General features: G+C 71.9%; 25 protein-coding genes. 12 read left to right on the forward strand and 13 right to left on the reverse strand.

Features of this window, described 5'->3' with window-relative positions; translation table 11 throughout:
• Window positions 1-103 precede the first annotated feature (103 nt).
• Complete coding sequence (locus ACZ6TD_RS10990) at window positions 104-751, reverse strand: HAD-IA family hydrolase (RefSeq protein ID WP_471353016.1); 648 nt, start codon at window positions 749-751, stop codon at window positions 104-106.
• A 148-nt stretch (window positions 752-899) separates the two neighbouring features.
• Here ACZ6TD_RS10990 and ACZ6TD_RS10995 point away from each other — a divergent pair, with 148 nt between their 5' ends.
• Both ACZ6TD_RS10995 and ACZ6TD_RS11000 read left to right on the forward strand, forming a co-directional pair.
• Entirely contained in the window at window positions 900-1,268 is a 369-nt protein-coding gene (locus tag ACZ6TD_RS10995; RefSeq protein ID WP_471353018.1) for a hypothetical protein, read from the forward strand.
• A 16-nt stretch (window positions 1,269-1,284) separates the two neighbouring features.
• Window positions 1,285-1,728, forward strand: coding sequence for a hypothetical protein (locus tag ACZ6TD_RS11000; protein ID WP_471357626.1), 444 nt, complete (start codon window positions 1,285-1,287; stop codon window positions 1,726-1,728).
• A gap of 31 nt (window positions 1,729-1,759) precedes the next feature.
• On the opposite strand, the gene ACZ6TD_RS11005 is transcribed toward ACZ6TD_RS11000, so the two are convergent.
• From ACZ6TD_RS11005 to ACZ6TD_RS11015, 3 genes are all read right to left on the reverse strand, one after another.
• Entirely contained in the window at window positions 1,760-2,263 is a 504-nt protein-coding gene (locus tag ACZ6TD_RS11005; protein WP_470007472.1) for a GNAT family N-acetyltransferase, read from the reverse strand.
• A gap of 123 nt (window positions 2,264-2,386) precedes the next feature.
• Complete coding sequence (locus tag ACZ6TD_RS11010; protein ID WP_044568636.1) at window positions 2,387-2,908, reverse strand: sigma-70 RNA polymerase sigma factor region 4 domain-containing protein; 522 nt, start codon at window positions 2,906-2,908, stop codon at window positions 2,387-2,389.
• Between the two features lie 141 nt (window positions 2,909-3,049).
• Entirely contained in the window at window positions 3,050-4,213 is a 1,164-nt protein-coding gene (locus ACZ6TD_RS11015; RefSeq protein WP_471353021.1) for a glycerophosphodiester phosphodiesterase, read from the reverse strand.
• A 261-nt stretch (window positions 4,214-4,474) separates the two neighbouring features.
• Here ACZ6TD_RS11015 and ACZ6TD_RS11020 point away from each other — a divergent pair, with 261 nt between their 5' ends.
• Both ACZ6TD_RS11020 and ACZ6TD_RS11025 read left to right on the forward strand, forming a co-directional pair.
• Window positions 4,475-5,149, forward strand: a complete 675-nt coding sequence (locus tag ACZ6TD_RS11020; RefSeq protein ID WP_020867138.1) for a lysophospholipid acyltransferase family protein — start codon at window positions 4,475-4,477, stop codon at window positions 5,147-5,149.
• Window positions 5,150-5,417: 268 nt separating this feature from the next.
• A complete protein-coding gene (locus ACZ6TD_RS11025) occupies window positions 5,418-6,224 on the forward strand; it encodes an alpha/beta fold hydrolase (protein ID WP_471357629.1) in 807 nt (268 codons plus the stop codon).
• A gap of 328 nt (window positions 6,225-6,552) precedes the next feature.
• Here the strand turns inward: ACZ6TD_RS11025 and ACZ6TD_RS11030 are convergent, their stop codons facing one another.
• The 4 genes from ACZ6TD_RS11030 to ACZ6TD_RS11045 all read right to left on the reverse strand — a co-directional run bounded on the left by ACZ6TD_RS11030 (window position 6,553) and on the right by ACZ6TD_RS11045 (window position 10,991).
• Window positions 6,553-7,542 carry an aldo/keto reductase gene (locus ACZ6TD_RS11030; protein ID WP_471353023.1) on the reverse strand — a complete coding sequence of 330 codons (990 nt, stop codon included), beginning with the start codon at window positions 7,540-7,542 and terminating at the stop codon, window positions 6,553-6,555.
• Between the two features lie 51 nt (window positions 7,543-7,593).
• The gene (gene argH, locus ACZ6TD_RS11035) at window positions 7,594-9,024 is read right to left on the reverse strand and encodes an argininosuccinate lyase (protein WP_471353025.1); all 1,431 of its coding nucleotides are present in this window, start codon (window positions 9,022-9,024) and stop codon (window positions 7,594-7,596) included.
• Between the two features lie 113 nt (window positions 9,025-9,137).
• Entirely contained in the window at window positions 9,138-10,334 is a 1,197-nt protein-coding gene (locus tag ACZ6TD_RS11040) for an argininosuccinate synthase (RefSeq protein WP_471353027.1), read from the reverse strand.
• Between the two features lie 93 nt (window positions 10,335-10,427).
• A complete protein-coding gene (locus ACZ6TD_RS11045) occupies window positions 10,428-10,991 on the reverse strand; it encodes a MarR family winged helix-turn-helix transcriptional regulator (protein ID WP_471353028.1) in 564 nt (187 codons plus the stop codon).
• Window positions 10,992-11,056: 65 nt separating this feature from the next.
• On the opposite strand from ACZ6TD_RS11045, the gene ACZ6TD_RS11050 reads away from it, so the two are divergent.
• The 6 genes from ACZ6TD_RS11050 to ACZ6TD_RS11075 all read left to right on the forward strand — a co-directional run bounded on the left by ACZ6TD_RS11050 (window position 11,057) and on the right by ACZ6TD_RS11075 (window position 15,838).
• The gene (locus ACZ6TD_RS11050) at window positions 11,057-11,773 is read left to right on the forward strand and encodes an SDR family NAD(P)-dependent oxidoreductase (protein WP_471353030.1); all 717 of its coding nucleotides are present in this window, start codon (window positions 11,057-11,059) and stop codon (window positions 11,771-11,773) included.
• Window positions 11,774-11,852: 79 nt separating this feature from the next.
• The gene (locus ACZ6TD_RS11055; protein ID WP_471353032.1) at window positions 11,853-12,086 is read left to right on the forward strand and encodes a hypothetical protein; all 234 of its coding nucleotides are present in this window, start codon (window positions 11,853-11,855) and stop codon (window positions 12,084-12,086) included.
• A gap of 113 nt (window positions 12,087-12,199) precedes the next feature.
• Window positions 12,200-13,057, forward strand: coding sequence for an endonuclease/exonuclease/phosphatase family protein (locus ACZ6TD_RS11060; RefSeq protein ID WP_471353034.1), 858 nt, complete (start codon window positions 12,200-12,202; stop codon window positions 13,055-13,057).
• Window positions 13,058-13,231: 174 nt separating this feature from the next.
• On the forward strand, window positions 13,232-14,560 hold the full coding sequence (locus tag ACZ6TD_RS11065) for a ferredoxin reductase family protein (protein ID WP_471357631.1): 1,329 nt from the start codon (window positions 13,232-13,234) through the stop codon (window positions 14,558-14,560).
• A gap of 13 nt (window positions 14,561-14,573) precedes the next feature.
• Complete coding sequence (locus tag ACZ6TD_RS11070; RefSeq protein WP_471353035.1) at window positions 14,574-15,050, forward strand: FMN-binding protein; 477 nt, start codon at window positions 14,574-14,576, stop codon at window positions 15,048-15,050.
• Between the two features lie 47 nt (window positions 15,051-15,097).
• On the forward strand, window positions 15,098-15,838 hold the full coding sequence (locus tag ACZ6TD_RS11075; protein ID WP_471357634.1) for an FAD:protein FMN transferase: 741 nt from the start codon (window positions 15,098-15,100) through the stop codon (window positions 15,836-15,838).
• A gap of 16 nt (window positions 15,839-15,854) precedes the next feature.
• On the opposite strand, the gene ACZ6TD_RS11080 is transcribed toward ACZ6TD_RS11075, so the two are convergent.
• Window positions 15,855-16,241 (reverse strand): DUF488 domain-containing protein, encoded by a 387-nt coding sequence (locus ACZ6TD_RS11080; protein WP_471353037.1) that lies wholly within the window; start codon window positions 16,239-16,241, stop codon window positions 15,855-15,857.
• Between the two features lie 51 nt (window positions 16,242-16,292).
• Here ACZ6TD_RS11080 and ACZ6TD_RS11085 point away from each other — a divergent pair, with 51 nt between their 5' ends.
• Together ACZ6TD_RS11085 and ACZ6TD_RS11090 are read left to right on the forward strand one after the other, a co-directional pair.
• On the forward strand, window positions 16,293-16,883 hold the full coding sequence (locus ACZ6TD_RS11085; protein WP_471353039.1) for a pyridoxamine 5'-phosphate oxidase family protein: 591 nt from the start codon (window positions 16,293-16,295) through the stop codon (window positions 16,881-16,883).
• A 66-nt stretch (window positions 16,884-16,949) separates the two neighbouring features.
• Complete coding sequence (locus ACZ6TD_RS11090; protein WP_471353041.1) at window positions 16,950-17,966, forward strand: bile acid:sodium symporter family protein; 1,017 nt, start codon at window positions 16,950-16,952, stop codon at window positions 17,964-17,966.
• Window positions 17,967-18,043: 77 nt separating this feature from the next.
• On the opposite strand, the gene ACZ6TD_RS11095 is transcribed toward ACZ6TD_RS11090, so the two are convergent.
• From ACZ6TD_RS11095 to ACZ6TD_RS11110, 4 genes are read right to left on the reverse strand one after another with little or no spacing between them, the layout of a single operon-like run.
• On the reverse strand, window positions 18,044-19,756 hold the full coding sequence (locus ACZ6TD_RS11095) for an adenine deaminase C-terminal domain-containing protein (protein ID WP_471353042.1): 1,713 nt from the start codon (window positions 19,754-19,756) through the stop codon (window positions 18,044-18,046).
• 55 nt (window positions 19,757-19,811) lie between these two features.
• Window positions 19,812-20,879 carry a nucleoside hydrolase gene (locus ACZ6TD_RS11100; RefSeq protein WP_471353044.1) on the reverse strand — a complete coding sequence of 356 codons (1,068 nt, stop codon included), beginning with the start codon at window positions 20,877-20,879 and terminating at the stop codon, window positions 19,812-19,814.
• Window positions 20,876-21,928 (reverse strand): ABC transporter substrate-binding protein, encoded by a 1,053-nt coding sequence (locus tag ACZ6TD_RS11105; protein WP_471353046.1) that lies wholly within the window; start codon window positions 21,926-21,928, stop codon window positions 20,876-20,878. The genes ACZ6TD_RS11100 and ACZ6TD_RS11105 overlap by 4 nt, the downstream gene beginning before the upstream one ends.
• Window positions 21,925-22,959 (reverse strand): ABC transporter ATP-binding protein, encoded by a 1,035-nt coding sequence (locus tag ACZ6TD_RS11110; RefSeq protein ID WP_471353048.1) that lies wholly within the window; start codon window positions 22,957-22,959, stop codon window positions 21,925-21,927. The genes ACZ6TD_RS11105 and ACZ6TD_RS11110 overlap by 4 nt, the downstream gene beginning before the upstream one ends.
• Window positions 22,960-22,961: the final 2 nt, after the last annotated feature.

A 22,961-nucleotide genomic window follows, 5' to 3' on the forward strand; every position in this document is an offset into this window, starting at 1 on the left:
GCTGCAAGTAAAACAGACACCGGCACGGACCCATCAAGCATGTCCGTATAACGGACAGTGCTGCTCGGTCCGTGGACGGTCGGCGGGGTGGCCGGGACCCGGTTCAGACCCGGCAGGTGATCTCCACTCCGCCGTCGGAGACCTGCGCGGACACGGCCGACAGGTCCTCGACCACGACATCGGCGACCAGCTCCGCCCGGTCGGTCGTTGTGGCCAATGCCACGGTCCGCATCCCGGCCGCGCGGCCCGCCGCGAGCCCGGCCGGGGCGTCCTCGAAGACCACGCAGCGTGCCGGGTCGACTCCGAGCCGCTCGGCGGCCAGCAGGAACGGCTCGGGGTGGGGCTTGCCACGGGTGATGTCATCGGCGCTGATCAGCGTCCCCGGTCGGATCGCCACCTCGGCGAGGCGGGCCTCGGCCAGCTCGCGGTTGGCCGAGGTGACCACGGCCCAGCGCCCGGCGGGCAGCCCCGCCAGCAACTCGGCGGCGCCGGGGAGCAGTTTCACCCCGCCCGGTACGTCCTCCAGTTCCAGCTCGTCGATGCGCGCCCGGGCCCGCGGGGCGCGGTCGGCGGGGAGCAGCTCGGCGATGATGTCGTCGGCCGGGCGGCCGTGCAGCTCGACCCGGGCGAAGTCCTCCGCCGCGATCCCCTGCTCCTCGGCCCAGCGGGTCCAGCAGCGCAGGACCGAGTCCAGGGACGAGACGAGGGTTCCGTCGTTGTCGAACAACAGCGCGTCGGCGGAGATCTTCATGAGCCGCAGCGTACGTGGGGGTGACGCGGGCCCTCGGGCGCGGGGCCGAGCGCAGTGCGCCGGGCCGGGCCGATTACCCTCGTCCCATGCTTGTCACTCCCTGTGTGCGCCGCCGTCGGGTGCGCCGCCGCACGGCGCGGAGGTCCCGTTGATCGACGCGCTGACGGTCGCGCTCGGTGTGACCGCGCTCCTCCTCGCCGCGTGGTGCGGCTTCGCCGCCTACCGGGACCAGCCGACCAAGGACTGGCACTTCATCGGCATGGCCGTGGTGGCCCTGCTGGCGATCGTGCAGCTGGTCATAGGAGTGGTGCGGCTGGTGGGCGGGGCCGACCCCCAGCAGGGCGTGGCCATTTTCGTGGCGTACCTCATCGGCTCGGCGCTCGCGGTGCCGATCGCGGCGTTCATGTCGCTGACGGAGCGGTCCCGCTGGGGGTCGGCGACGGTCTCCGCGGCGGCCGTGGTGCTGGCCGTGCTCGAGGTGCGGCTCTACGACATCTGGGGAGGCGTCGGTGGCTGAATCACGGGAGGCGTCGATGACCGAGGACTCGGCGGCCGGGAAAGCGGCCGGGAAACCGGAATCCACCGCGCGCACCGGGCTCGGTCAGGGCCCGGGGCGGCTGCTGGTGATGCTCTACGGGGTGTTCACGGTGGCCGCCGCGTCCCGCTCGGTCTACCAGCTGATCGCGCAGTACCAGGAGGCCCCGCTCGCCTACATCCTCTCGGCGGTCTCCGCCGTGGTGTACGCGTTCATCACGGTCTCGCTGGTGCGCGGCGGCGAGGGCGCCCGTAAGGCGGCGTTCGTCTGCTGTGCGCTGGAGCTGCTGGGGGTGCTGACCGTGGGCACCTGGACCCTGGCCGACCCGTCGGCCTTCCCGGACCAGACGGTGTGGTCCGACTACGGGATGGGCTATCTGTTCATCCCGATCTTCCTGCCGGTCACGGGCCTGCTGTGGCTCAGGAAGGCCCGCCGGGGCTGACCCCGGCGGGCCCGCGGCCCTGCGTCCCGCGTCAGGCGCTGGCGGCGTACGCCGTGGCCGTGGCGTCCTTCTCCAGGGTGACCAGGCTCAGCCGGCGGTTGACCTCCTCGGTGCCCACCTGGGCATAGCCGTAGCGGCGGTACAGCCGCAGATTGCCCTCGCTGCGGTGGCCGGTGAACAGGCGGTACCGCTTGGCGGCCCGCTCCTCGGAGAGCCGCTCCTCGATCGCCGCGAGCAGCCGTCCGCCCAGGCCGTGCCGCTGCATCCGGGGGTGGACGATCAGCTTGGCGATGGCGGCGGTCCCCTTGTCGTCGACGACTCCGCGGACCGAGCCGACGACCTCCGCGCCGAGCCGGGCGACGAGCACACAGCCCTCGCTCAGTTCGGCGCGCAGGTCGTCGAGCGACTGCGTCAGCGGTTCGATCGAGTAGTCGCCGTAGAGCTCCGCCTCGCCCTGGTAGCACAGATACTGCAGCTTCAGGATCTGCTCGGCGTCGTCCGCGGTCGCCGCGGAGATGGTCACGCTCATGCCCATGTGCGCATGCCTCCCCTATGTCGTCAGTCCACCGGTCGCGGTGAGGGTAGGAGTGCGACCGGGGGTTCATGGCCTGGGTGGAGGCGCCGCGTGGTCGGCGTCCGCCTCCGAGGCGCCGGTTGTCTATCGCTCCTTTCCCCACGGTTCAGGAGCCGCAACCTCCGCCGTGAGCATTCTGCGCAGGCAACCCAGACATCGGGAACGTACCGGGCCCAGACTGCCCTGTGACATTCCCAACTGACCGGCGATTTCGCGATACGTGGGGTCCGCTCGGGAGAGCATCGCCGCGAGCAGCGCGGGGCAGCGCCCGGGCAGCCGCCGCACCGCCGCGCGCAGCGTCCGGCGGGTCTCCGCGGCCAGCACGGCGTGTTCGGCCGGACGGGGCTCGGGGCCGCTGGGCGGGCCGCCGGCCACCGGGTCGTACGGCACCTCGCGGCGCGCCCGGCGCCTGGCCCCGCGCACCTCGGCCCGTACGGCGCAGCGCAGCCAGCGGGCGGGGTGGGGCGGCGGTCCGGTGTCCCGGGTGTGTTCCAGCAGCCGTAGCCAGACGGCCTGTTCGAGTTCGGCGGGCTCGACGCCGACGCCGTGTGCCTCGGCCGCCGCTTCGGCGGCCAGCAACGGGCCCAGCTGCTTCACAAGGTCCATGCCGGGCGGGACGAGGGCGGGTCGTGGGGCGGTTGCCGGGCGACCGTGGTCTCACCCGACCGGGGAAGCGGCGGGGCCGCGCCTTGACGTTCAGGCGCTCCCGCCGCCTCTCACGGGCGGATCACTCGCCTTACGGACGGATCACTTGCGGAAGTCCGCCGCCGCGAGCAGCGCCGTGTCCGCGTTGTCGGAGAATATTCCGTCGATTCCGGTCGCGAAGTATGCCTTGAACGCCCCGAAAGCATCACCGTAGGCGTTGGGGTCGCTGCCGCGGCGGAAGTCGGCCGGGAGGAAGGTGTTCTCGTTGCGCATGGTGTACGGGTGCAGGATCAGCCCCGCCGCGTGCGCGTCCTTCACCACACTGGTCGGCGTCCCCAGCTTGCCGTCCGGCGTCCGGGGGATGATGACCGACAGATCGGGGCCGATGCCCTGGGCGTAGCTCGCGATCCACTTGAGCCCCTCGGGCTTGACCAGGTCCGCGACCGTCCGCGGGTCGTTCGCCTCGACGAAGTCCCAGGGCCGGCTGTTGACGGTGGACAGCAGCACGACGGCCGGGGTGTCCACCAGCTTGCGCAGCCGCTGGATGCTGCTCGGCTCGAAGGACTGGAGGAACAGCGCCGAGTCCTTGCGGTGGCGGCCGTAGCGGCGGAGCAGCTTGGCCAGCCGCTCCTCAAGACCGAGGCCGAGCTTGCGGAAGTAGGTGGGGTGCTTGGTCTCCACGTACAGCCAGATCCGGCGGCCGCGCTCGCGGCCCTCGCGGTCGGCCCACTGGAGCACCTCTTCGAACGTGGGCACCTCCCAGCGGCCGTCGTAGAGGGTGTTGCGCTGGCGGTTGCCCGGGATGCGCTCCTTGGCGCGCAGCGTCTTCAGCTCGGCGAGGGTGAAGTCCTCGGTGAACCAACCGGTGAGCTTGGTGCCGTCGACCGTCTTGGTGGTCTTGCGGTCGGCGAACTCCGGGTGGGCGGAGACGTCCGTGGTGGCCGTGATGTCGTTCTCGTGGCGGCAGACCAGGTGGCCGTCCTTGGTGGGGACCAGGTCCTGCTCGATGATGTCCGCGCCCATGTCGAGGGCGAGCTGGTACGAGCCGAAAGTGTGCTCGGGCCGGTAGCCGCTGGCGCCGCGGTGGCCGATCACGGTGGGAACCGGCAGCTCATGGCCCCGGCCGGACGTCCCCGCGGCCGCGTTCGGCGCGGTCTCCGTCCCGGCGGCCGTCGCCGTGCCCGCACCGCTCAGCGCCATCGCTCCCGCACCGAGGGCCGCGGCCCCCAGCAGGGCGCGCCGTCCGGGCTTCTGCTCCCGCTCCATGCAGCACTCCTTGATGTGGTGTTCAACACCTGTCAAATCCCGTCAGAGAACGGCCTGATGGTAGGCGTGGGCGGCTTTCCACCGGGAGACATCGGGCGAAACGCGTGGGGAACGTGGGTCAACACCGCGTATCAGGTGGGTGAACCTGGTGTGCGCCGGAGCGCGACCGGCGAGTATCGTCCTCATCGGCGCCCGGGTGCGGTACGAGGTTGACGACCGTACGACGGTGCGTCCCAGACCTTGACCCCGACCGGAGGGCCCGTGTCCCGATTCGCGTTTCTGAAGGCAGTACTCGGTCCGCTGATGCGCCTGATGTTCCGCCCACGGGTCGAGGGGGCCGAGGGCATTCCGGGCTCGGGCCCGGTGATCCTCGCCGGGAACCATCTCACCTTCATCGACTCGATGATCCTGCCGCTGGTCTGTGACCGTCAGGTCTTCTTCATCGGCAAGGACGAGTACGTCACGGGCAAGGGCCTCAAGGGCCGCCTGATGGCCTGGTTCTTCACCGGCGTCGGCATGATCCCGGTGGACCGGGACGGCGGACGCGGTGGCGTGGCGGCGCTGATGACGGGGCGCCGGGTGCTGGAGGAGGGCAGGGTCTTCGGCATCTACCCCGAGGGCACCCGCTCCCCCGACGGCCGCCTCTACCGCGGCCGCACCGGTATCGCCCGCCTCGCGCTGATGACCGGCGCGCCCGTGGTGCCGTTCGCGATGATCGGGACCGACCGGATCCAGCCGGGCGGCAAGGGGCTGCCGCGGCCGGGCAAGGTCGAGGTCCGCTTCGGCGAGCCGCTGGAGTTCACCCGCTACGAGGGCATGGACCGCGACCGCTATGTGCTGCGGGCCGTGACCGACGAGGTGATGAGCGAGGTCATGCGGCTGTCGGGGCAGGAGTACGTGGACATCTACGCCACGAAGGCGAAGTCGGCCGCATAACGGCTGACGCCTGACGTTTCGGGCGAACCGCGGCGGTCCGGTGTTCGGACCGCCGCGGTTTTGTGTCCGGGCGCGGCGCGGTTTCATCCGGGCCGTCGTGACTTTGTGTGCGGCCGGGCGCCATACGTTCGGGCGTCACCGCCGCCTCGCGGTCCGCTGAGCCGACGCTCCGGCCGGTGTCGCGGGTCACCATATGTGCGGAAGGACTAATTCCGCTACCCGCTGGTCACCACCGGGCCCGGCCACTATGGTGCCGCGGGTGACCACGATGACCGTGCCCTCCCCCGACTTCGTGATGCTGCGCGGTCGGCGGTTCGCCGTGACCGATTTCGGCGGGCCGGGCCACCCCGTCCTGGCCCTGCACGGCCACTTCGGCCGGGGCCGGATGTACGCGCCGCTGGCCGCCGCCCTCGCCCCCGAACGGCGGGTGATCGCCCTCGATCAGCGGGGGCACGGGCTGACCGGCGGCGGTGGCCCCTTCACCCTGGACGAGTACGTGGCCGACGCCGCCGCGCTGCTGCGGGAACTCGGTCTTGGCCCGGTCCCGGTCGTCGCCCACTCCACCGGCGCGGTCGGCGCGTACGCGCTGGCCGCCCGCCATCCGGACCTGGTGAGCGCGCTCGTCGTCGAGGACATCGGCGCGGTGACGGACCGTCCGGTGGTCAGCCATCCGGTGCTCGATGTCTCCGGGTGGCCGACCTGGGCCGTGGACCGGGAGAAGCTGCGCGCCGCCATCGAGTCCCGGGGCATCCCGGACGCCTCGTACTTCCTGGACAGCGCCGAGCCGGACCCGCAAACGGGCGGCTGGCGGCTGCTGTTCGAGCCCAGCCACATGATGGCGTCGCAGCAGGCCATGTGCGGTGACTTCTGGGACGACTGGCTGGGCTCCTCCTGCCCCGCGCTGCTGATGCGCGGCGAGCACAGCTCGCTGCTGCCGCCGGGCCACGCCCACGAGATGTCCACCCGCCGCCCCAACACGCGGCTCCGCGAATTCGCCGGGTGTGGCCACTGGATCCACGACGACGCGCCCCGGCCGTACGCCCACGCGGTCCGTTCGTTCCTGAGCGCGCTGTAGCGGGTGTCCGGCGGGGCTTGGCGTCGGCGGCGGGCCACGCGGCGGAGCCGCATATCGATGCTTCCCCCTCCCCGCCCCTTCCCGGCACCTAACGATGTGCGGCTCCGCCGCGTGGGGGGCTCCGCCCCAGACCCCGCTCCTCAAACTCCCCCAGCTACCGCTGGGAGGTGCCCCCTGAGGGGCTGGAAGGCGGGGCTCCGCCCCGTAGCCGCTCCGGGCCGGAAGCGCCCCGAAGGGGCGCGGGGCTGCATCGATATGTGGCTCCGCCACGGGGCGCGACCAGCCACGACGGCGCCGCGGACGTCGACGGCGTCTCGGGCCGGAGCCGTCAGGCCCAGGGCAGCTCCGAGCGGTGCCGCCAGTAGGTCTGCGGGGGCTCGGCCAGCTGCTCCAACCGGGCCAGTCCGGACTCGTCCAGGCGGAGGCCGGCGGCGGCCAGGTTGGACCGCAGCTGGGCCGTCGTGGCGGCGCCGGAGAGGACGACCGTCACCCAGGGCCGGTGCAGCACCGCGGCCAGCGCGACGGCGTCCGGAGTGGCGCCCGTCTCCTCGGCCACCTGGCGCAGGGGCTCCGGAAGCTCCTCGGCCGCCTCGGTGAGCCGGCCGTTGGCCACGGCTTCCTTGACGATGACCGCCCGGCCCGCCTCATGGGCCTCGGCCAGCGCCGCCCCGGCCGAGGGCTCCAGCAGGTTGTAGGTGGACTGGACGGTACGGAAGAGCGGCCGGCCGTCGACCTCCACGGCCAGCGCGGCACGGATCGCCTCGGCCTGGCGCGGACCACTGGTGGAGACGCCGACCGTCACGCCCTCCGCGGCGAGCCCGGCCAGCCGGGCGTGCAGCTCGGGGTCGGTGAGGGCCGGGCTGTCGGGGGTCACCGAGTGGATCTGGTAGAGGTCCAGCCGGTCGCCGAGCAGTGCGTCGGTCAGCTCGCGCTGCCGCTCGAAGGTCTCGACGCCATGGTCCTTGACCTCGTGCGTCGCGGCGTCCGTACGCCACTCGGCGACATACGTATAGCCCCACTTGGAGCCGACCACCACGTCCCGTGCGGCGTCCGGGCGGTCCCGCAGCCAGTCGGCGAGGAACTCCTCGGCCCGGCCGTAGGAGCGCGCCGCGTCCAGATAGCGCACCCCGGCGGCGTACGCGGCGTCCAGCAGCTCATGACTGCGCCGCCGCATCACCTCGACCGGGCGCTCGGCCGGGAGGTCACGGTCCCGGCCGAGGTTGATGTAGGCGGGGCGGCCGACCGCGGCCAGGCCGAGCCCGATCCGGGCCGCCCCCGCCCCGGGGGTCGCGATCTCCGCGAGACGTTCGACACCCATGGCTCCGTCCCCACCTCTCCCTTTCCGTCTCTCCCTGACCGTCTCTCCCCGTCAGCGCTTGGCGCCCGCCCACGCGTACTGAGCGGCCAGATCCTCCTTGACCTCCGCGAGCTGGGCCCGCACCGCCACGGGGGCGGTGCCGCCGCGTCCGCCGCGCGCGGCCAGCGCGCCCTGCACATTGAGGACGCCGCGGACCTCCGGCGTCAGATGCGAGGAGATCTTGGCGAACTGCTCGTCGGTGAGCTGATCGAGCTCGATGCCCGTCCGCTCGCACTCCTTGACGCATTCCCCCGCGACCTCGTGCGCCACACGGAACGGCACGCCCTGCCGCACCAGCCATTCGGCGATGTCGGTGGCGAGCGAGAACCCGGCCGGGGCCAGCTCCTCCATGCGCTCACGGTTGACGGTCAGCGTGGCCATCATCCCGGTGAAGGCCGGGAGCAGCACCTCCAGCTGGTCGCAGGAGTCGAAGACCGGCTCCTTGTCCTCCTGGAGGTCGCGGTTGTACGCGAGCGGCAGGGCCTTGAGCGTGGCCAGCAGTCCGGTGAGGTTGCCGATCAGCCGGCCGGACTTGCCGCGGGCGAGCTCCGCGATGTCCGGGTTCTTCTTCTGCGGCATGATCGAGGAGCCGGTGGAGAAGGCGTCGTGGAGGGTCACGAAGGAGAACTCCTTCGTGTTCCACAGGATGATCTCCTCCGCGATCCGCGACAGATCGACGCCGATCATGGCGGTGATGAACGCGAACTCGGCGACGAAGTCACGGGAGGCCGTGCCGTCGAGCGAGTTGGCGGACGAGCCCCGCTCGAAGCCGAGGTCGGCCGCGACCGCCTGCGGGTCAAGGCCCAGCGAGGACCCGGCCAGCGCGCCGGAGCCGTACGGCGAGACGGCGGTGCGCTCGTCCCACTGCCGCAGCCGCTCCGCGTCCCGCGACAGCGCCTGGACATGGGCGAGGACATGGTGGGCGAAGAGCACCGGCTGGGCGTGCTGGAGGTGCGTACGGCCGGGCATCGCGACGTCCGGGTGCGCCTCCGCGAGCCCCACCAGGGCCTGCTGGAGGTCGGCGATCAGCCCGCCGATGATCCGGGCGTGGTCGCGCAGATACATCCGGAAGAGGGTGGCGATCTGGTCGTTGCGGGACCGTCCGGCCCGCAGCTTCCCGCCGAGGTCCGGGCCCAGCCGCTCCAGCAGACCGCGCTCCAGGGCGGTGTGGACGTCCTCGTCGGCGATGGTGCCGGTGAAGTCGCCGGAGGCGACATCGGCCTCCAGCCGGTCCAGGCCCGCCAGCATCCGCTCCAGCTCATCGCGGTTAAGCAGCCCCGCCGTGTGCAGCACCCGGGCGTGGGCGCGGGATCCGGCGATGTCGTACGGCGCCAGGCGCCAGTCGAAGTGCACGGAGGCGCTGAGCTTCTCCAGTGCCTCGGACGGGCCGTCGGCGAAGCGGCCGCCCCAGAGCCGGACGTCGCCGCTGTTGCCGTTGCTCACGCTGTTGCTCCTGTCGGCTGTGGGTGTGCGACCGCCTCCCCGCCGCGGGGCGGGGAGGCGGCTCGTGATGCGTCGCGTACGTCGGGTACGCGGGCTTGACGCTGGTGCGAAGGCTACTGCCGCAGATCCCGCTTCGCGGCGATCTTGCTGGACATCCCGAAGATCTCGATGAAGCCCTTGGACAGCGACTGGTCGAAGGTGTCGCCGGTGTCGTAGGTCGCCAGGTGGAAGTCGTACAGCGAGGTGTGCGACTTCCGTCCGGTGACGACGGCCCGGCCGCCGTGCAGGGTCATCCGGATCTCGCCGGAGACGTGCTCGTTCGCCTCGGCGATGAATCCGTCCAGGGCCCGCTTGAGCGGCGAGAACCACAGACCGTCGTAGACCAGCTCGCCCCAGCGCTGCTCGACCTGCCGCTTGTAGCGGGCCAGCTCGCGCTCGACGGTGACGGCCTCCAGCTCCTGGTGGGCGGTGATCAGCGCGATGGCGCCGGGCGCCTCGTAGACCTCCCGCGACTTGATGCCCACCAGCCGGTCCTCGACCATGTCGATCCGGCCGACGCCCTGGGCGCCCGCCCGCTCGTTCAGCCGCTGGATGGCCTGGAGCACGGTGACGCGCTCGCCGTCGATCGCGACGGGGACGCCCTTGTCGAAGGTGATGACCACCTCGTCGGCCTCGCGCGGGGTGGCCGGGTTGGAGGTGTATTCGTAGACGTCCTCGATCGGCGCGTTCCAGATGTCCTCCAGGAAGCCGGTCTCCACGGCCCGCCCGAAGACGTTCTGGTCGATCGAGTACGGGGACTTCTTGGTGGTCGCGATCGGCAGGCCCTTGGCCTCGCAGAAGGCGATCGCCTTGTCCCGGGTCATCGCGTAGTCCCGGACCGGCGCGATGCAGGTCAGATCGGGGGCGAGGGAGGAGATACCGGCCTCGAACCGCACCTGGTCGTTCCCCTTGCCGGTGCAGCCGTGGGCGACGGTCCCGGCGCCGTGCTTGCGGGCGGCGGCCACCAGGTGCTTCACGATCGTCGGCCGGGACAGCGCGGAGACCAGCGGGTAGCGGTCCATGTACAGCGCGTTGGCCTTGATCGCCGGAAGGCAGTACTCCTCGGCGAACTCGTCCTTGGCGTCCGCGACCTCCGCCTCGACCGCCCCGCAGGCGAGCGCGCGCTTGCGGATGACGTCCAGGTCCTCGCCGCCCTGGCCGACGTCCACGGCGACGGCGATGACCTCGGCACCCGTCTCCTCGGCGATCCAGCCGATGGCGACGGAGGTGTCCAGACCGCCCGAGTAGGCGAGTACGACGCGCTCGGTCACGGGGTGCCTCCTTACGATCCATGCGCTTCTCTGCATGAGTATGCACTGGACCGTATGTTTCGTCAAAGCGGCGGGCGCCGGATCCCCACCCGGTCACCGATCCGTGCGCCGCCGGACGTCCGCCATCAGCTTGGCCAGCAGCCCGGCGAGCACCGTGCGCTCCTCGCCCGAGAGACCCCGTACGAGCCTGGCCTCGCGGCCGAGCACGGTGTCGACGGACCGCTCGATGAGGGCGTGTCCCTCGGCCGTCAGGCACACCAGGACGGTGCGACGGCCGGTGGTGCCGGGCCTGCGCAGAACGAGGCCGTCCCGCTCGGCCCGGGCGACGCGCTGCGAGATCGCTCCGGCGGTCACCAGGGTCCGGCGGGCGATCTCGCGCGTGCTCAGGGCGTAGGGCGGACCGGAGCGGCGGATGACGGACAGCAGATCGAGGGTGGCCGCGTCGATTCCCGCCGCGCGCAGCGCCCGGTCGCGGTCGTCGGCGAAGAGCTTTCCCAGCCACCAGATGGGGGTGACGATCTCGATCGACTCCGTGGGGGCACCCGGCCGTTCCCGCCGCCAGGCCGCGGCGATGTCCGCGGCGGAGTGGACGGCCCCGGGCTCCTCCGATGAGCCATGGGCGCCGGGCTCCGGGACATCGGGGTCGGGGTCGGCCATGAGTGCGTTCTCCTGTCGCCATGAGTTACGTTTAGACCTAAACGTAACTCAGTACAGGAGGACTTGTGAGCCGCACCGTGCTCATCACCGGCGGTACCAGCGGCATCGGCCGTGCTGTCGCGGAGGTGTTCATCGCCGACCAGGCGGAGGTCTTCATCACCGGCCGCCACCCCGGCACCGTCGAACAGACCGCCAAGGAGACGGGGGCGCACGGCGTCGTCTGTGATGCCGGCTCCCCCGAGCGGGTCGCCGCCCTCGCCGACCGCTTCGGCGAGCTGGACGTCCTGGTCAACGCGGCCGGCGGGCTGCCCGAGGCCGCGGCCGACGGGCTCCCGCCCCTGGACGCGCTGCTCGCCCAGTGGCACAGCAGCTTGTCCCAGAACCTGCTCACCGCGGTGCTGACCACCGCCTCGGTGCAGGAGAAGCTGACCGGCGGCAGCTCCGTCATCAGCATCGGCTCGATCGGCGCCGAGCGCCGCGGCGGCTCCTACGGCGCGGCGAAGGCCGCACTGGCGGCGTGGAACGCCTCGACGTCGGCCGAGCTCGCGCCGAAGGGCGTCACCTGCAATGTCATCTCCGCGGGCTTCATCGCCGGTACGAACTTCTTCCAGGGCGGGATGACCGACGAACGCCGCGACGCGCTCGTGGCGGAGACCCACAACAAGCGCGCGGGTACGGTCGAGGACATCGCCCGCACCGCCTTCTTCCTGGCCTCGCCCGGCGCGCGGCACATCACCGGCCAGACCATTCACGTCAACGGAGGCGCTTTCACCACGCGGTAGCACCTGCCCATTCGGCCGCCGGGCTGAGACCATGGCGGGGCGGGGAGCGCAGCTGCGGACCGAGGGGGAGTCGGGGCCGGTGCAGAAGAAGCAGATGATGGTGCTCGGCGCATTCGTGGTCGGGGTCCTGTGGATCAACAACCACGGTGACGGCAACACCCGTGACGACAAATCGCCGAATCCACATCAGACAGCCCGGTATCCCGTCCACTTCGAGAGGGACGACGGGAAGAAGGACGGCGGGAAGGGCACCAAGAAGCAGCCCAAACCGCGCTCAACGGTGTCCTACCCGATCAAGTTCCACCATCGGTGACATCCGTGGAGGCGCGGACGGCGGACCGCTCCGGCCGAGACGACTCCCAGCCGCCCGGGGCCGTTCACGGCGCCGTGGGAAGGCGTTCGGAACCGGAACGCACGCTGACCGCCATGAATCACCTGAACACTGCCCCCAGCCGCCGCCGGTTCCTCGCCGCGGCGGTCGGCCTCGGCGCCACCGCCGCCGCCGGGACGTCCGGGGTGGCGGCCGCCGCCACCGGCCCGCGGCCGCTGCGCGTGGCCACGTTCAACATCCACCACGGCGCGAGCCCCGCCGACGTCACGGACCTGGACCGCGTCGCCCGGGTGATCGAGGCCATGCGGGTGGACGTCGTCGGCCTTCAGGAGGTCGACCGGTTCTGGAAGCGCAGCGGCTTCGTCGACCAGCCCGCTTGGCTGGGCGAGCGGCTGGGGATGCGTCACGCCTTCGGCGCCAACCTGGACTTGGCCCCGGAGGAGCCCGGCCGGCCGCGCCGTCAGTACGGCACCGCCGTGCTCTCCCGCTGGCCGATCCGGTCCTGGACCAACACCCATCTGCCGCTCGTCCCCGGCCATGAGCAGCGCGGTCTGCTCCAGGCCACCCTGGGCGTGCGCGGCACCTGCGTCGACTTCGCGGTGACGCATCTGCAGCACGACGACAACCAGGAGCGCGAGCGCCAGTCCGCCCGGATCGTCGAGCTCCTCGGCTCCTCCCCCGAGGGCACCGTCCTGGTCGGCGACCTGAACGCCACGTCCGAGACCCCGGAGATCCGGACCCTGACCGACGTGCTCGGCGATGTGTGGCCCCAGGCCGGCACCGGCGACGGCTTCACCTACGACTCCGTCAACCCGCACGCCCGTATCGACTTCCTCCTCCCCTCCCGCGACCTGCGCCCGCTCACCGCCCAGGTGTTCACGGCGGACCCGGAGGCGTCGGACCACCTGCCGGTGGTGAGCGATCTGCTGCTGCCCGTGCGCCACCGCCGGTGACGCCCGAACCTGTGAATCCTGGGCCGGACCTGTGAGCTGCGACCGAAACCTGTGAATCCCGGCGGCCGTTGAGTCATCCCGCGCTCGCGGCCGTATTCCCTTGCGCCGGAGCCCAAGGGAAGGGGACAGGCCGTGACGACGCTACTGAACAGCCGGGCCGGACGGCGGCAGGCCATGCGCCGCATCCAGCCCCGCCGTTCGCCCGCCGTGCCGTTGATCCTGCTCAGCCTGGCAGGTGCGGCGGCGGTGCTGTCGCTGTGGTGGCAGAACACTCCGAACGTCGAGGGCACCGCGCAGTGGCTGACCCACGCCGGGCGGCTCAGCGGGCTGCTCGGCGGCTATGTCCTCGCCCTCGTCGTCCTCCAGATGGCGCGCGTTCCGGCGCTGGAGCGGCGGGTGGGGTCGGACCGGGTCTCGCGGTGGCACGCGTTGAGCGGGCGGTACGCGCTGTGTCTGATCGTGGCGCACGTCGGGCTGATCATCGCGGGCTACGCGGAGCAGGCCGGCACCGGCTTCGTCGACCAGTCCGTCACCGTGGTCATGGACTACCCGGACATGATCAAGGCGGTGGTCGGCACCGCGATGCTGGTGGTGATCGGGCTGGTCTCGGCGGGAATGGTGCGCCGCCGGATGCCGTACGAGGTGTGGTACTACCTGCATCTGTTCACCTATCTGGCGGTCTTCCTGACGTTCTGGCACCAGCTCGCGACCGGCGCGGAGTTCGTCGGGAACAAGACCGCGGAGACCGCCTGGTACGCGCTGTACGGCACGGTCACCGCGCTGGTGGTCTGGTACCGGCTGCTGGTGCCGCTGCGGCTGAACCTGCGGCACCGGATGCGGGTGGAGGCCGTCGTACCGGAGGCGCCCGGAGTGGTGTCGGTACTCATCAAGGGGCGCAAGCTGCATCGGCTCGGGGCGCAGGCCGGGCAGTTCTTCCGATGGCGGTTCCTGGCCCCGGGGATGCGCTGGGGCTCCCATCCGTACTCGCTCTCCGCGCCGCCCCGGCCGGAGCTGCTGCGGATCACGGTGAAGGCGGTGGGCGGCCACAGCACGGGGCTGGCCTCGCTGGAGCCGGGGACGCGGGTGTGGGCGGAGGGTCCGTACGGGGCGATGACCGCGGCGCGGCGCAGCCGCGGCAAGGTGCTGATGATCGCGGGCGGGGCCGGGATCACTCCGATCCGGGCGCTGTTCGAGACGCTGCCGGGCAAGGGCAGCGACCTCACCCTGCTCTACCGGGCCCGCAGCGTCGAGGACCTGGCGCTGTGGAACGAGCTGAAGCAGATCGCGACCGAGCGCGGAGCCCGGCTGCTGTACGCGGTGAACGGCCCGGACGGCGCCCGGCCGGAGATCACCGCGGAGCGGCTCGGCCATCTGCTCCCCGACATCGAGGACCACGACGTCTATCTGTGCGGCCCACCGGGCCTGGCCGAGCACGCGTACGGGGCGCTGCGTGAGGCGGGGGTTCCGGATCGCCGGATCCACCACGAATCCTTCGAGCTGTGACCGAGGTGAAGCCATGAAGAGGAAGCATCCGCTGCGCCGCATCATCGTGGGAACGGCCGCCACCGTCTCCGGTGTGGTGCTGCTGCTCGCACTGAAGCAGCCCGGTTCGGGGGGCGGCCAGGCCGTCGCCGGGAACCAGCCGGGGCAGGCGCCCCCGGTCGCGGCCACGGCACAGCCGGGCGGGGCCGGCGCGGGGGCCGGGGCGGGGGCGGGCGGCGCCCGTACGGTCACCGGCGACGCCGTGCAGACGCAGTACGGCCCGGTCCAGGTGAGCCTCACCGTCAACGGCGGGAAGATCACCGGCGCGCAGGCGGTCAAGACGCCGGACTCCGGGCCGCGCAGCGAGCAGATCGCCAAGGACTCCATCCCGAAGCTCAACCAGCAGGCGGTGGCCGCGGCGAAGGTGGACACGGTCTCCGGGGCCACCTACACCAGCGAGGGCTACGCCAAGTCGCTCCAGAGCGCGCTCGACAAGGCGGGTGCCAAGTGACGTACGGAATGGACGAACCCGAGCCGCTGCGCCATGTCGAGCACGTCATGGGCACGGTCTTCTCCTTCGACGTCCGCGAGGTCGCGCCCGCCGACCGGCCCCGGGTGCAGGCCGCGCTGGACGGGGCCGTGGTGGGGCTGCACCGGGTGGACGAGCTGTTCTCCACCTACCGCCGGGACAGCCAGATCAGCCGGCTGGGGCGCGGTGAGCTGACGCTGTCGCGCTGCGCCCCGGAGGTCCGGGACGTGCTGCGGATGTGCGAGGACGCCGAGCACCGCAGCGGCGGCTGGTTCACCGCCCGCTACGCCGGTGGCCGCCTCGACCCGACGGGCCTGGTCAAGGGCTGGGCCGTGGAGCGCGCCGCCCGGATGCTGGTTTCCTCGGGCGCCGGGTCGGTGTGTGTGAACGGCGGCGGCGACGTCCAGGTGCACGGCGGCCCCTGGCGGGTGGGCATCGCCGATCCGCTGCGCCGGGGCGAGCTGGCGGCGATCGTGGAGACCCACGGCGAGCTGGCCGTGGCCACCTCGGGCCCGGCCGAGCGGGGCTGCCACATCCTGGACCCCCGCACCGGGCGCCCCCCGGCGCAGGGCCTGGCCTCGGTCACCGTGATCGCCACCAGCCTGGCCGACGCGGACGCCGTGGCCACCGCGGCCTGCGCCATGGGCGCCGAACGCGCCCGCCCCTGGCTGGGACGGCTCCCCGACGCCGAGGCGTTCGTCATCACCGCCGACGGCTCCACCTGGCACACCAGCGGCTTCGCCCGCTATTCGGCGGAGCTGTGCGTATAGGGCGATCGAGCGGCGCTCATTCGTCGCCGCGGATCGCCTCGGCCAGGACCTGGACATGGCCGTGGTCGAGGTCCTTCACGGCCGTGAGGAGGGTCAGGGGGCCGGAGGCGGTCAGCTCGCGGAGGTGGGTGACGGCCTCGCGGCGCTCCGGGGTGGTGAGCTCGGCGCGGTAGCGGCGGGTGAATTCCGGGAAGAGGTCCGGGTCATGGCCGTACCAGCGGCGCAGTTCGGTGGAGGGGGCGGCGTCCTTGGTCCATTCGTCCAGGTGGGCGTCGGCCTTGGCGAGGCCGCGGGGCCAGACGCGGTCGATCAGGACGCGGGTGCCGTCGTCCGGGCCGGGGGCGTCGTACACCCGGCGGATCCGGATCGCGGGCTTGCTCGTGGACGCTTTCTTGGTGGCCATGCACCCATGGAACCATCGCCTCGGCGACCACCCGCAGGGATAATGCGCCACATGGGAAAGGTGTACGAACGCATCGACGGCAGACTCCGCACCTTCATCGAAGAGCAGAAGATCTTCTTCACCGCCACCGCCCCGCTGGCCGGGGACGGCACGGTGAACCTCTCACCGAAGGGGCTGGCCGGTTCCTTCGCCGTACTCGACGAACTGACCGTGGCCTACCTGGACTTCGCGGGGAGCAACGCCGAGACCATCGCCCATCTGCGGGAGAACGGCAGGATCACCCTGATGTGGTGCGCCTTCACCGGCCCGCCGAACATCGTGCGCGTCCACGGCCGGGGCGAGCCGGTGTTCCGTGACGATCCGCGCTTCCCCGCGCTGCTCGAGCACTTCCCGGACATCGATGTCGACGCCCACGGGCTGCGGGCGGTCATCGTGGTGACGGCCGAGCTGATCCGGGACACCTGCGGTTACGCGGTCCCGTTTATGGACTACCGCGAGGACCGCCCGCTGCACGCCTCCCGCTTCCGGCGGGAGGACGACGAATCGCTGGACCGCTACTTCCACAAGAAGGAGCACATCGCCAGCAGCATCGACGGTCTGCCGGGGCTTCCGCTGCCGCTGCCGCCGCTCGGCTCGCCATAGTGGGTGTAGTGACCACATAACGAGACGGTGTTGCGGAAGGCACCTCCGGAAGCGTTCCATCACGCGGTGCGATCCGAATCGAAGAGCTCCGCGGCCAACTCCTCGACGACGGCGGGGCAGGCGCCCTCGCCGTCACCGGAGCCCGCTGCCGCCGACCGGGCGGCCCGGCGGGCCGTCACCGTCTTCCCCCTCCTCGTCCTCGCCGCCGGTGCGGCGGGCCTCGGCACGCCCGGCACCTTCAGCGGCTGGGCGCCGAACGTGCCCTACTTGCTCGGCATCGTCATGTTTTGCATGGGTTTGACGATGACCCCGCAGGACTTCTCCGGTGTCATCAAGCGGCCCTGGGCGGTGGCGCTCGGGCTGGTCGCGCACTATGTGATCATGCCGGGTCTTGGATGGCTGATCGCCCACGCCCTCGGCCTCTCCCCGCAGTTGGCGGCCGGTGTCATCCTGGTCGGCTGTGCGCCGAGCGGAACGGCCTCCAATGTAGTGACGTATCTGGCACGCGGCGATGTGGCGCTGTCGGTGTCCGTCGCCACCGTCTCCACGGTGCTCGCGCCGCTGGTCACCCCGCCGCTGACGCTGCTGCTGGCCGGGGAGTTCCTGCCGGTGGACGCGGAGTCGATGGTCACCGACATCCTCAAGACCGTGTTGCTGCCGGTGGTCGGGGGGCTGGTCGTGCGGCTGGTCGCCGGGCGGTTCATCCAGCGGGTGCTGGGGCTGCTGCCCTGGCTGTCGGCGGTCACCATCGGCGTGATCGTGGCCATTGTGGTGGCCGCCAGCGCGGACGCCATCAAGTCGGCGGCGGCGCTGGTGCTGCTCGCCGTGGTGCTCCACAACGGGCTCGGCCTGGCGCTGGGCTACGGGGCGGGGAAGCTGGCCCGGCTGGGCGCGCCCGCCAGCCGGGCCATGGCCTTCGAGGTCGGCATGCAGAACTCCGGGCTCGCCGCCTCCCTGGCCGCCGCCCACTTCAGCCCGCTGGCCGCGCTCCCGGCCGCCGTGTTCTCCGTCTGGCACAACGTCTCGGGGGCGGTGGTGGCGGCCTGGATGGCGTACCGGGCGCGCAGGACGGAGACCGGCTGACGGCGACGGCCCGGCCCGCCCACGGACGCGGCTGACGGCCGACCCCCGTTCGGCCGTCAGCCGATCCTGTCCGGCCGTCAGCCGATCCTGTCCGGCCGTCGGACGACGGCCGGCTCCCACGCCCGGTCGACCACCCGCACCAGGCCCTTGTCGGTGAGCTTGATCTGCGGCGAGACGGGCAGCGTCATGGTCGAGATGCTCATGAAGGCATTGCGGTGCCGCCAGCCCCACCGGTGCAGCGCCTCCCGTACGGCGGCCGCGCCCCGGGCGACAGCGGCGGCCGGGGCCGGGGACATCACGCCGCCCACCGGCAGCGGGAGGTGGACGACCGGCTCTCCGGCGACGGCCACACAGATGCCACCGTGGGAGCCGATCACCCGATTGGCCGCATGGCGCAGCGCGGTGGCGTCGGTGGCGACGACGGTGAGGTTGTGACTGTCGTGTGCGTACGTGGTGGCGACCGCGCCCTCGGCCAGCTCGAAGCCGACCACGGGGGCCATCGTCCGGCGGCCGGAGCGCTGGTGGCGCTCGTACACCGCGAGCACGGCCGTCCTGCCCTCCCACTTCACGATGCCGTCCCGTACGGGCAGCACGACCTCGGCCGGTTCGGTGAAGGTGTCCACGGGGTTCACCCGCAGCGCCCGGAAGGCGTGTTCCCCATCGGGCAGGTCCACCCGCCAGCGGCAGTCGTCCTCGTCGAGCGGGCTGAGGCGTACCGAGTCGGCGAAGGGGTTGCGGACCGGGGCCGTCGCGCCGGCGCCGGCGGCCTCGACGACCTGTCCACCGCAGACGACGGTCACCGGCGTCGGGTCCTCCAGCGCGCGCAGCAGGACGAGGTCGGCCCGCTTCCCCGGTGCCACCACGCCACGGTCGTCCAGGCCGAGGCGGCGTGCCGGGTGCAGGGTGAGGGCCCGGAGCACGGTCAGCGGGCTGAGCCCGGCGTCCAGCGCGACCCGGGCGATATGGTCCAGATGTCCGCGCTCGAGGATGGCATCGGCTGCCAGATCGTCCGTGACCAGGCAGAAGTCGGGCAGGACGGGGAGCTCGCGGAGGCGGGCCACCAACTCGGGGGTGAGGCACTTCTCCTGGAGCATCAGCAACATTCCGAGCCGGGCCTTCTCGACGGCGACCTCGGGGGTGTTCTTGGTGTGGTCGGAGTCGATCCCCGCCCAGAGGTACTCGCCCAGATCGTCGCCGGTCAGGCCCGGGCAGTGGCCGTCGAGCCGGACGCCCTTGCGCCGGGCGGCCTCGACGATCGACCGCATCCGCGGGGAACCCTCGACGACGGCCCGGTAGTCCATCACCTCGCCGAGCGTGGTCACCCCGTCCCAGTCGAGCATCTCGGCGATGTCCTCGGCGGTGAGCCGGGATCCGGCGGTCTCGAAGCCCTCGAGCGCGGGGACGCAGGAGGGCACGGCCCACAGCATGGTCTGCGCGGGCGCGCGGCCCTGCTCGATCATCCAGGCCATGGCCTCGCGCCCCGCGACGTTGACGATCTCGTGCGGATCGGCGAGCACAGTGGTGGTACCGCGCCGCACCGTGATCCGGGCGAACTCGGCGGGGGTGAGCAGCGAGCTCTCGATGTGCATATGGGCGTCGATGTACCCGGGCGCCAGCAGCAGCCCCTCGGCGTCCAGGACGCGGTCGGAGTCGATCCGCACACCGGGCGCGACCACGGCTCGGATGAGGTCCCCGGTCACCACCACGTCCGCCGGCCGGATCTCGCCGGTGTGCACCGAGACGACGCCGGCACCACGGATGAGGAGATCGCAGCGGCTTGGCATCGGCATGGGGTCTCCTGCTCGTTCTTTGCTCTGGAATGGGGAGTGGGAGGGTGCGTCGGCCCTACGCCGAAGCGCCCGGCGCGGCAGCACTCGACGTGGCAGCACTCCGTACGGCAGCACCTGACACGGCAGCGCTCCGTACGGGGGCACTCGGCGCGGGCGCGGTGTGCGCGCCGTAGCGGTCACGCAGCCGCGACATCAGGAACGCGCGGAACGCCTCCGCGTCGACGCCCGTCGCCACCTTCGCGTTGGGCGGCAGGCCGGTGCGCCCGTGGACGTCGGCGACCAGCGCGCCACGGGTGAACTCGCCCGCGCATTCCACGGTCACCCATGCCTCGGTCCACTGGAGGAGGTCCGGCCGGATGGCCGCAGCGACAGCGAGCGCGTCGTGCACGGCGCAGGCACGCACGGCGTGGCGGCGGGCGTAGCGCTCGATGAGATGGCTCAGCATCCGCCCGGCCGCCGAGGTCGCGGGCGCGCCGTCGGCGATCAGTGCCTCGGCGTCGGCGAGCGGGGTCAGGGCCTCGCGGGTCACATCGAGCCCGACGATGCGCAGCGGCACCCCGGCCTCGGCGACATAGCGGGCGGCCTCGGGGTCGGCGTGGAAGTTGAACTCGGCGGCGGGCGTGGTGTTGCCCGGGGCGAAGGCCGCGCCGCCCATGATGACGATCTCCGCCAGCCGCTCCCGGACGTCGGGGTGGGTGTGCAGCAGCGCGGCGACGTTGGTGAGCGGCGCCGTGGCGATGAGGGTGATCTCTTGGGGGGCGCCGACACGGATCCGTTCGGCCATCCAGTCCACGGCGTGGCCGGGGTGGGCGGCCCGGGTGGGCGTGGGGAGTTCCACACCGCCCAGGCCGTACGCACCGTGCACCGGCTCGTCGGGGTGGCGCAGCGCGCGGGCCAGTGGGCCGGCGTAGCCGCGGAGCACCGGGGTGGCCGCCGCGGCGCCGCCGATCAGGTCGCACAGCCGCAGGGCGTTGTCGACGACCCGATCGAGTCCGACGTTGCCCGCGACGGTGGTCACGCCCACGACGTCGAGTTCGGGTGACGCGTACGCCAGCAGCAGCGCGATCGCGTCGTCGATCCCGGGGTCGCAGTCGATGATGACCCGGTGGGGGGCCTGGCTCATCCGGAGACCTCGCGCTGGAAGCGGTCCACCCACGCGTCGTTGTGATCGACCGCGTAGCCGAGGTCGGGGGAGGTGAACCCGGCGGCGGACGGGTCGGTCGCGGCCTCGCCCGCCACCTTGGTGAGGGACGCGGGCACCTTGGCGTCCTTGTTGACCGGCTTGTCGTTGAAGGAGGCGGCGGCCTTCTCCTGGACGTCCGCGGAGAGCAGATAGTCGATGAACTTCTCGGCGCCCGCCTTGTTCTTGCCGCCCTTGACGATCTGGGCGGTGTTGGCGGCGACGTAGCGGCCCTTGTCGAACGGTGCCCAGCCGATGGGCTTGCCGGCCTTGGCCGGGTCCACGGCGAACAGGTCGAGGCCGGGGGCCATCTCGACCTCACCGCGGTCCAGGAGGCTCACCAGTTCGGTGCTGCGGTTGAAGAACTTGAGCACATGGGGCTTGAGGTCGGAGAGCTTCTTGAATCCGGCGTCGGCGTCCTTGGGGCCCGTGCCGTACGTGGCGGACGTGGCCTCCAGGAAGGGCATTCCGGCGCTGGTGGACATGTCGGGGACGGCGACCTTGCCCTTGTGCTCGGCCTTCCACAGGTCGTTCAGCGTGGGCGGCTCGCTGAACTTGTCGGTGCGGTAGAGCATGCCGAGCAACTGGTAGGTGTAGGCGGGGCCGTAGCCGTCCTCGCTCCTGGCGAACGCGTGCACCTTGGAGAGGTTGGGGACCTTCTTGGGGTCGATCTTGTCGAAGAGGCCCTGCTTCTGGCCCATGGCGGCGAAGAGGTCGGTGATCATGACGACGTCGACGGTGGGGTTCGCCTTGTTGACGCGGAGCTTGGTGAGGCGGTCGGCGTTGGCGCCGGTCTCCACGGTGACATCGATCCCGGTCTTCTTCTCGAACGGCTCGACCACCGTCTTCTCGAAGCGGTCCGCCCCGAAGCCGAAGGTGGAGACGGTCAGCTTCTTGGGGTCGGCGTCGGCGGTTTCGGCGCAGCCGGACAGGGACAGGGAGAGGGCGGCCGCGGCCGCCGCGCCGGCGAGGACTCTGGTGCTGTGGGTCATGCGGGACACTCCTGCTGTTTCGAGGTGGCCGGCCGGGCGTCGCCGTCGTCGCCGGCCAGGGGGACGGCCCGCGCGAGGGGCAGGTGGAGCCGTACCGGCTCCCCCGCGCGCAGGGTGTCATCGGTGCTGATGGCGTGGAGGACCCGGTCGCCGACGGTGGCGGTGACCGCCACGTCCGTACCGCGGAAGCGGACCGCGGCCACGGTCCCCTCGACCACTTCACCGCCGGGGGGCGGCTTCTGTCCGGGGGCGAGGACGCCCACATGCTCGGGCCTGATGGTGATCGGGCCCCGGCCGGGGAGGTCGAGGAAGTTCTCATAGCCCAGGAACTCCGCGACGAAGCGGGTCGCGGGCGCCCGGAAGACCTCGCGCGGCGGGCCCTGCTGCACGATCCGGCCGCGGTCGAGGATCACCATGGAGTCGGCGAGTTCCAGCGCCTCCTCCTGGTCGTGGGTGACCAGGATGGCGGTGAGACCCGTCTCGCGCTGGACGCGCAGCAGTTCCTGCCGCATCTGGACGCGCAGCCGCGCGTCCAGGTTGGACAGCGGCTCGTCCAGCAGCAGCACCGAGGGGCGGATGGCCACCGCGCGGGCGAGCGCGACCCGCTGCTGCTGGCCGCCGGAGAGCTCCTTGGGCTTGCGCCGGGCGAGATGGCCGAGGCCGACCAGCTCCAGTACCTCGCCCACCCGGGTGCGGATCTCGGCGGCGGGCACGCCCCGCATCCGCAACCCGAACGCCACGTTCTTCTCCACGGTCAGATGCGGGAAGAGTGCGTACGACTGGAACACCATGCCGATGTTGCGGCGCTCGGGCGGCAGCCGGGTGGCCTCCTCGCCGTCGAGCAGGATGGTGCCGGAGCTGGGCGGGAGGAATCCCGCGATCATCCGCAGGGTCGTGGTCTTGCCGCAGCCGCTGGGCCCGAGCAGGGCGGTGAACTGTCCGCGCTCCACGGTCAGGTCGATGGCGTCCACGGCCACCGACCCCGAGAACTCCCGGGTGATGGCCCGGAGCTGGACCACTGGCGTCGTCATCT

It is taken from the genome of Streptomyces yongxingensis (assembly GCF_055597465.1).

What these genes read in the sequence shown, in the direction of transcription:
- ACZ6TD_RS10990 (WP_471353016.1), bottom strand. Translation starts at nt 751, where the DNA reads ATGAAGATCTCCGCCGACGCGCTGTTGTTCGACAACGACGGAACCCTC.
- ACZ6TD_RS11000 (WP_471357626.1), top strand. Translation starts at nt 1,285, where the DNA reads ATGACCGAGGACTCGGCGGCCGGGAAAGCGGCCGGGAAACCGGAATCC.
- ACZ6TD_RS11005 (WP_470007472.1), bottom strand. Translation starts at nt 2,263, where the DNA reads ATGGGCATGAGCGTGACCATCTCCGCGGCGACCGCGGACGACGCCGAG.
- ACZ6TD_RS11010 (WP_044568636.1), bottom strand. Translation starts at nt 2,908, where the DNA reads ATGGACCTTGTGAAGCAGCTGGGCCCGTTGCTGGCCGCCGAAGCGGCG.
- ACZ6TD_RS11015 (WP_471353021.1), bottom strand. Translation starts at nt 4,213, where the DNA reads ATGGAGCGGGAGCAGAAGCCCGGACGGCGCGCCCTGCTGGGGGCCGCG.
- ACZ6TD_RS11025 (WP_471357629.1), top strand. Translation starts at nt 5,418, where the DNA reads ATGACCGTGCCCTCCCCCGACTTCGTGATGCTGCGCGGTCGGCGGTTC.
- ACZ6TD_RS11030 (WP_471353023.1), bottom strand. Translation starts at nt 7,542, where the DNA reads ATGGGTGTCGAACGTCTCGCGGAGATCGCGACCCCCGGGGCGGGGGCG.
- ACZ6TD_RS11045 (WP_471353028.1), bottom strand. Translation starts at nt 10,991, where the DNA reads ATGGCCGACCCCGACCCCGATGTCCCGGAGCCCGGCGCCCATGGCTCA.
- ACZ6TD_RS11060 (WP_471353034.1), top strand. Translation starts at nt 12,200, where the DNA reads ATGAATCACCTGAACACTGCCCCCAGCCGCCGCCGGTTCCTCGCCGCG.
- ACZ6TD_RS11065 (WP_471357631.1), top strand. Translation starts at nt 13,232, where the DNA reads ATGCGCCGCATCCAGCCCCGCCGTTCGCCCGCCGTGCCGTTGATCCTG.
- ACZ6TD_RS11070 (WP_471353035.1), top strand. Translation starts at nt 14,574, where the DNA reads ATGAAGAGGAAGCATCCGCTGCGCCGCATCATCGTGGGAACGGCCGCC.
- ACZ6TD_RS11075 (WP_471357634.1), top strand. Translation starts at nt 15,098, where the DNA reads ATGGGCACGGTCTTCTCCTTCGACGTCCGCGAGGTCGCGCCCGCCGAC.
- ACZ6TD_RS11080 (WP_471353037.1), bottom strand. Translation starts at nt 16,241, where the DNA reads ATGGCCACCAAGAAAGCGTCCACGAGCAAGCCCGCGATCCGGATCCGC.
- ACZ6TD_RS11085 (WP_471353039.1), top strand. Translation starts at nt 16,293, where the DNA reads ATGGGAAAGGTGTACGAACGCATCGACGGCAGACTCCGCACCTTCATC.
- ACZ6TD_RS11095 (WP_471353042.1), bottom strand. Translation starts at nt 19,756, where the DNA reads ATGCCGATGCCAAGCCGCTGCGATCTCCTCATCCGTGGTGCCGGCGTC.
- ACZ6TD_RS11100 (WP_471353044.1), bottom strand. Translation starts at nt 20,879, where the DNA reads ATGAGCCAGGCCCCCCACCGGGTCATCATCGACTGCGACCCCGGGATC.
- ACZ6TD_RS11105 (WP_471353046.1), bottom strand. Translation starts at nt 21,928, where the DNA reads ATGACCCACAGCACCAGAGTCCTCGCCGGCGCGGCGGCCGCGGCCGCC.
- ACZ6TD_RS11110 (WP_471353048.1), bottom strand. Translation starts at nt 22,959, where the DNA reads ATGACGACGCCAGTGGTCCAGCTCCGGGCCATCACCCGGGAGTTCTCG.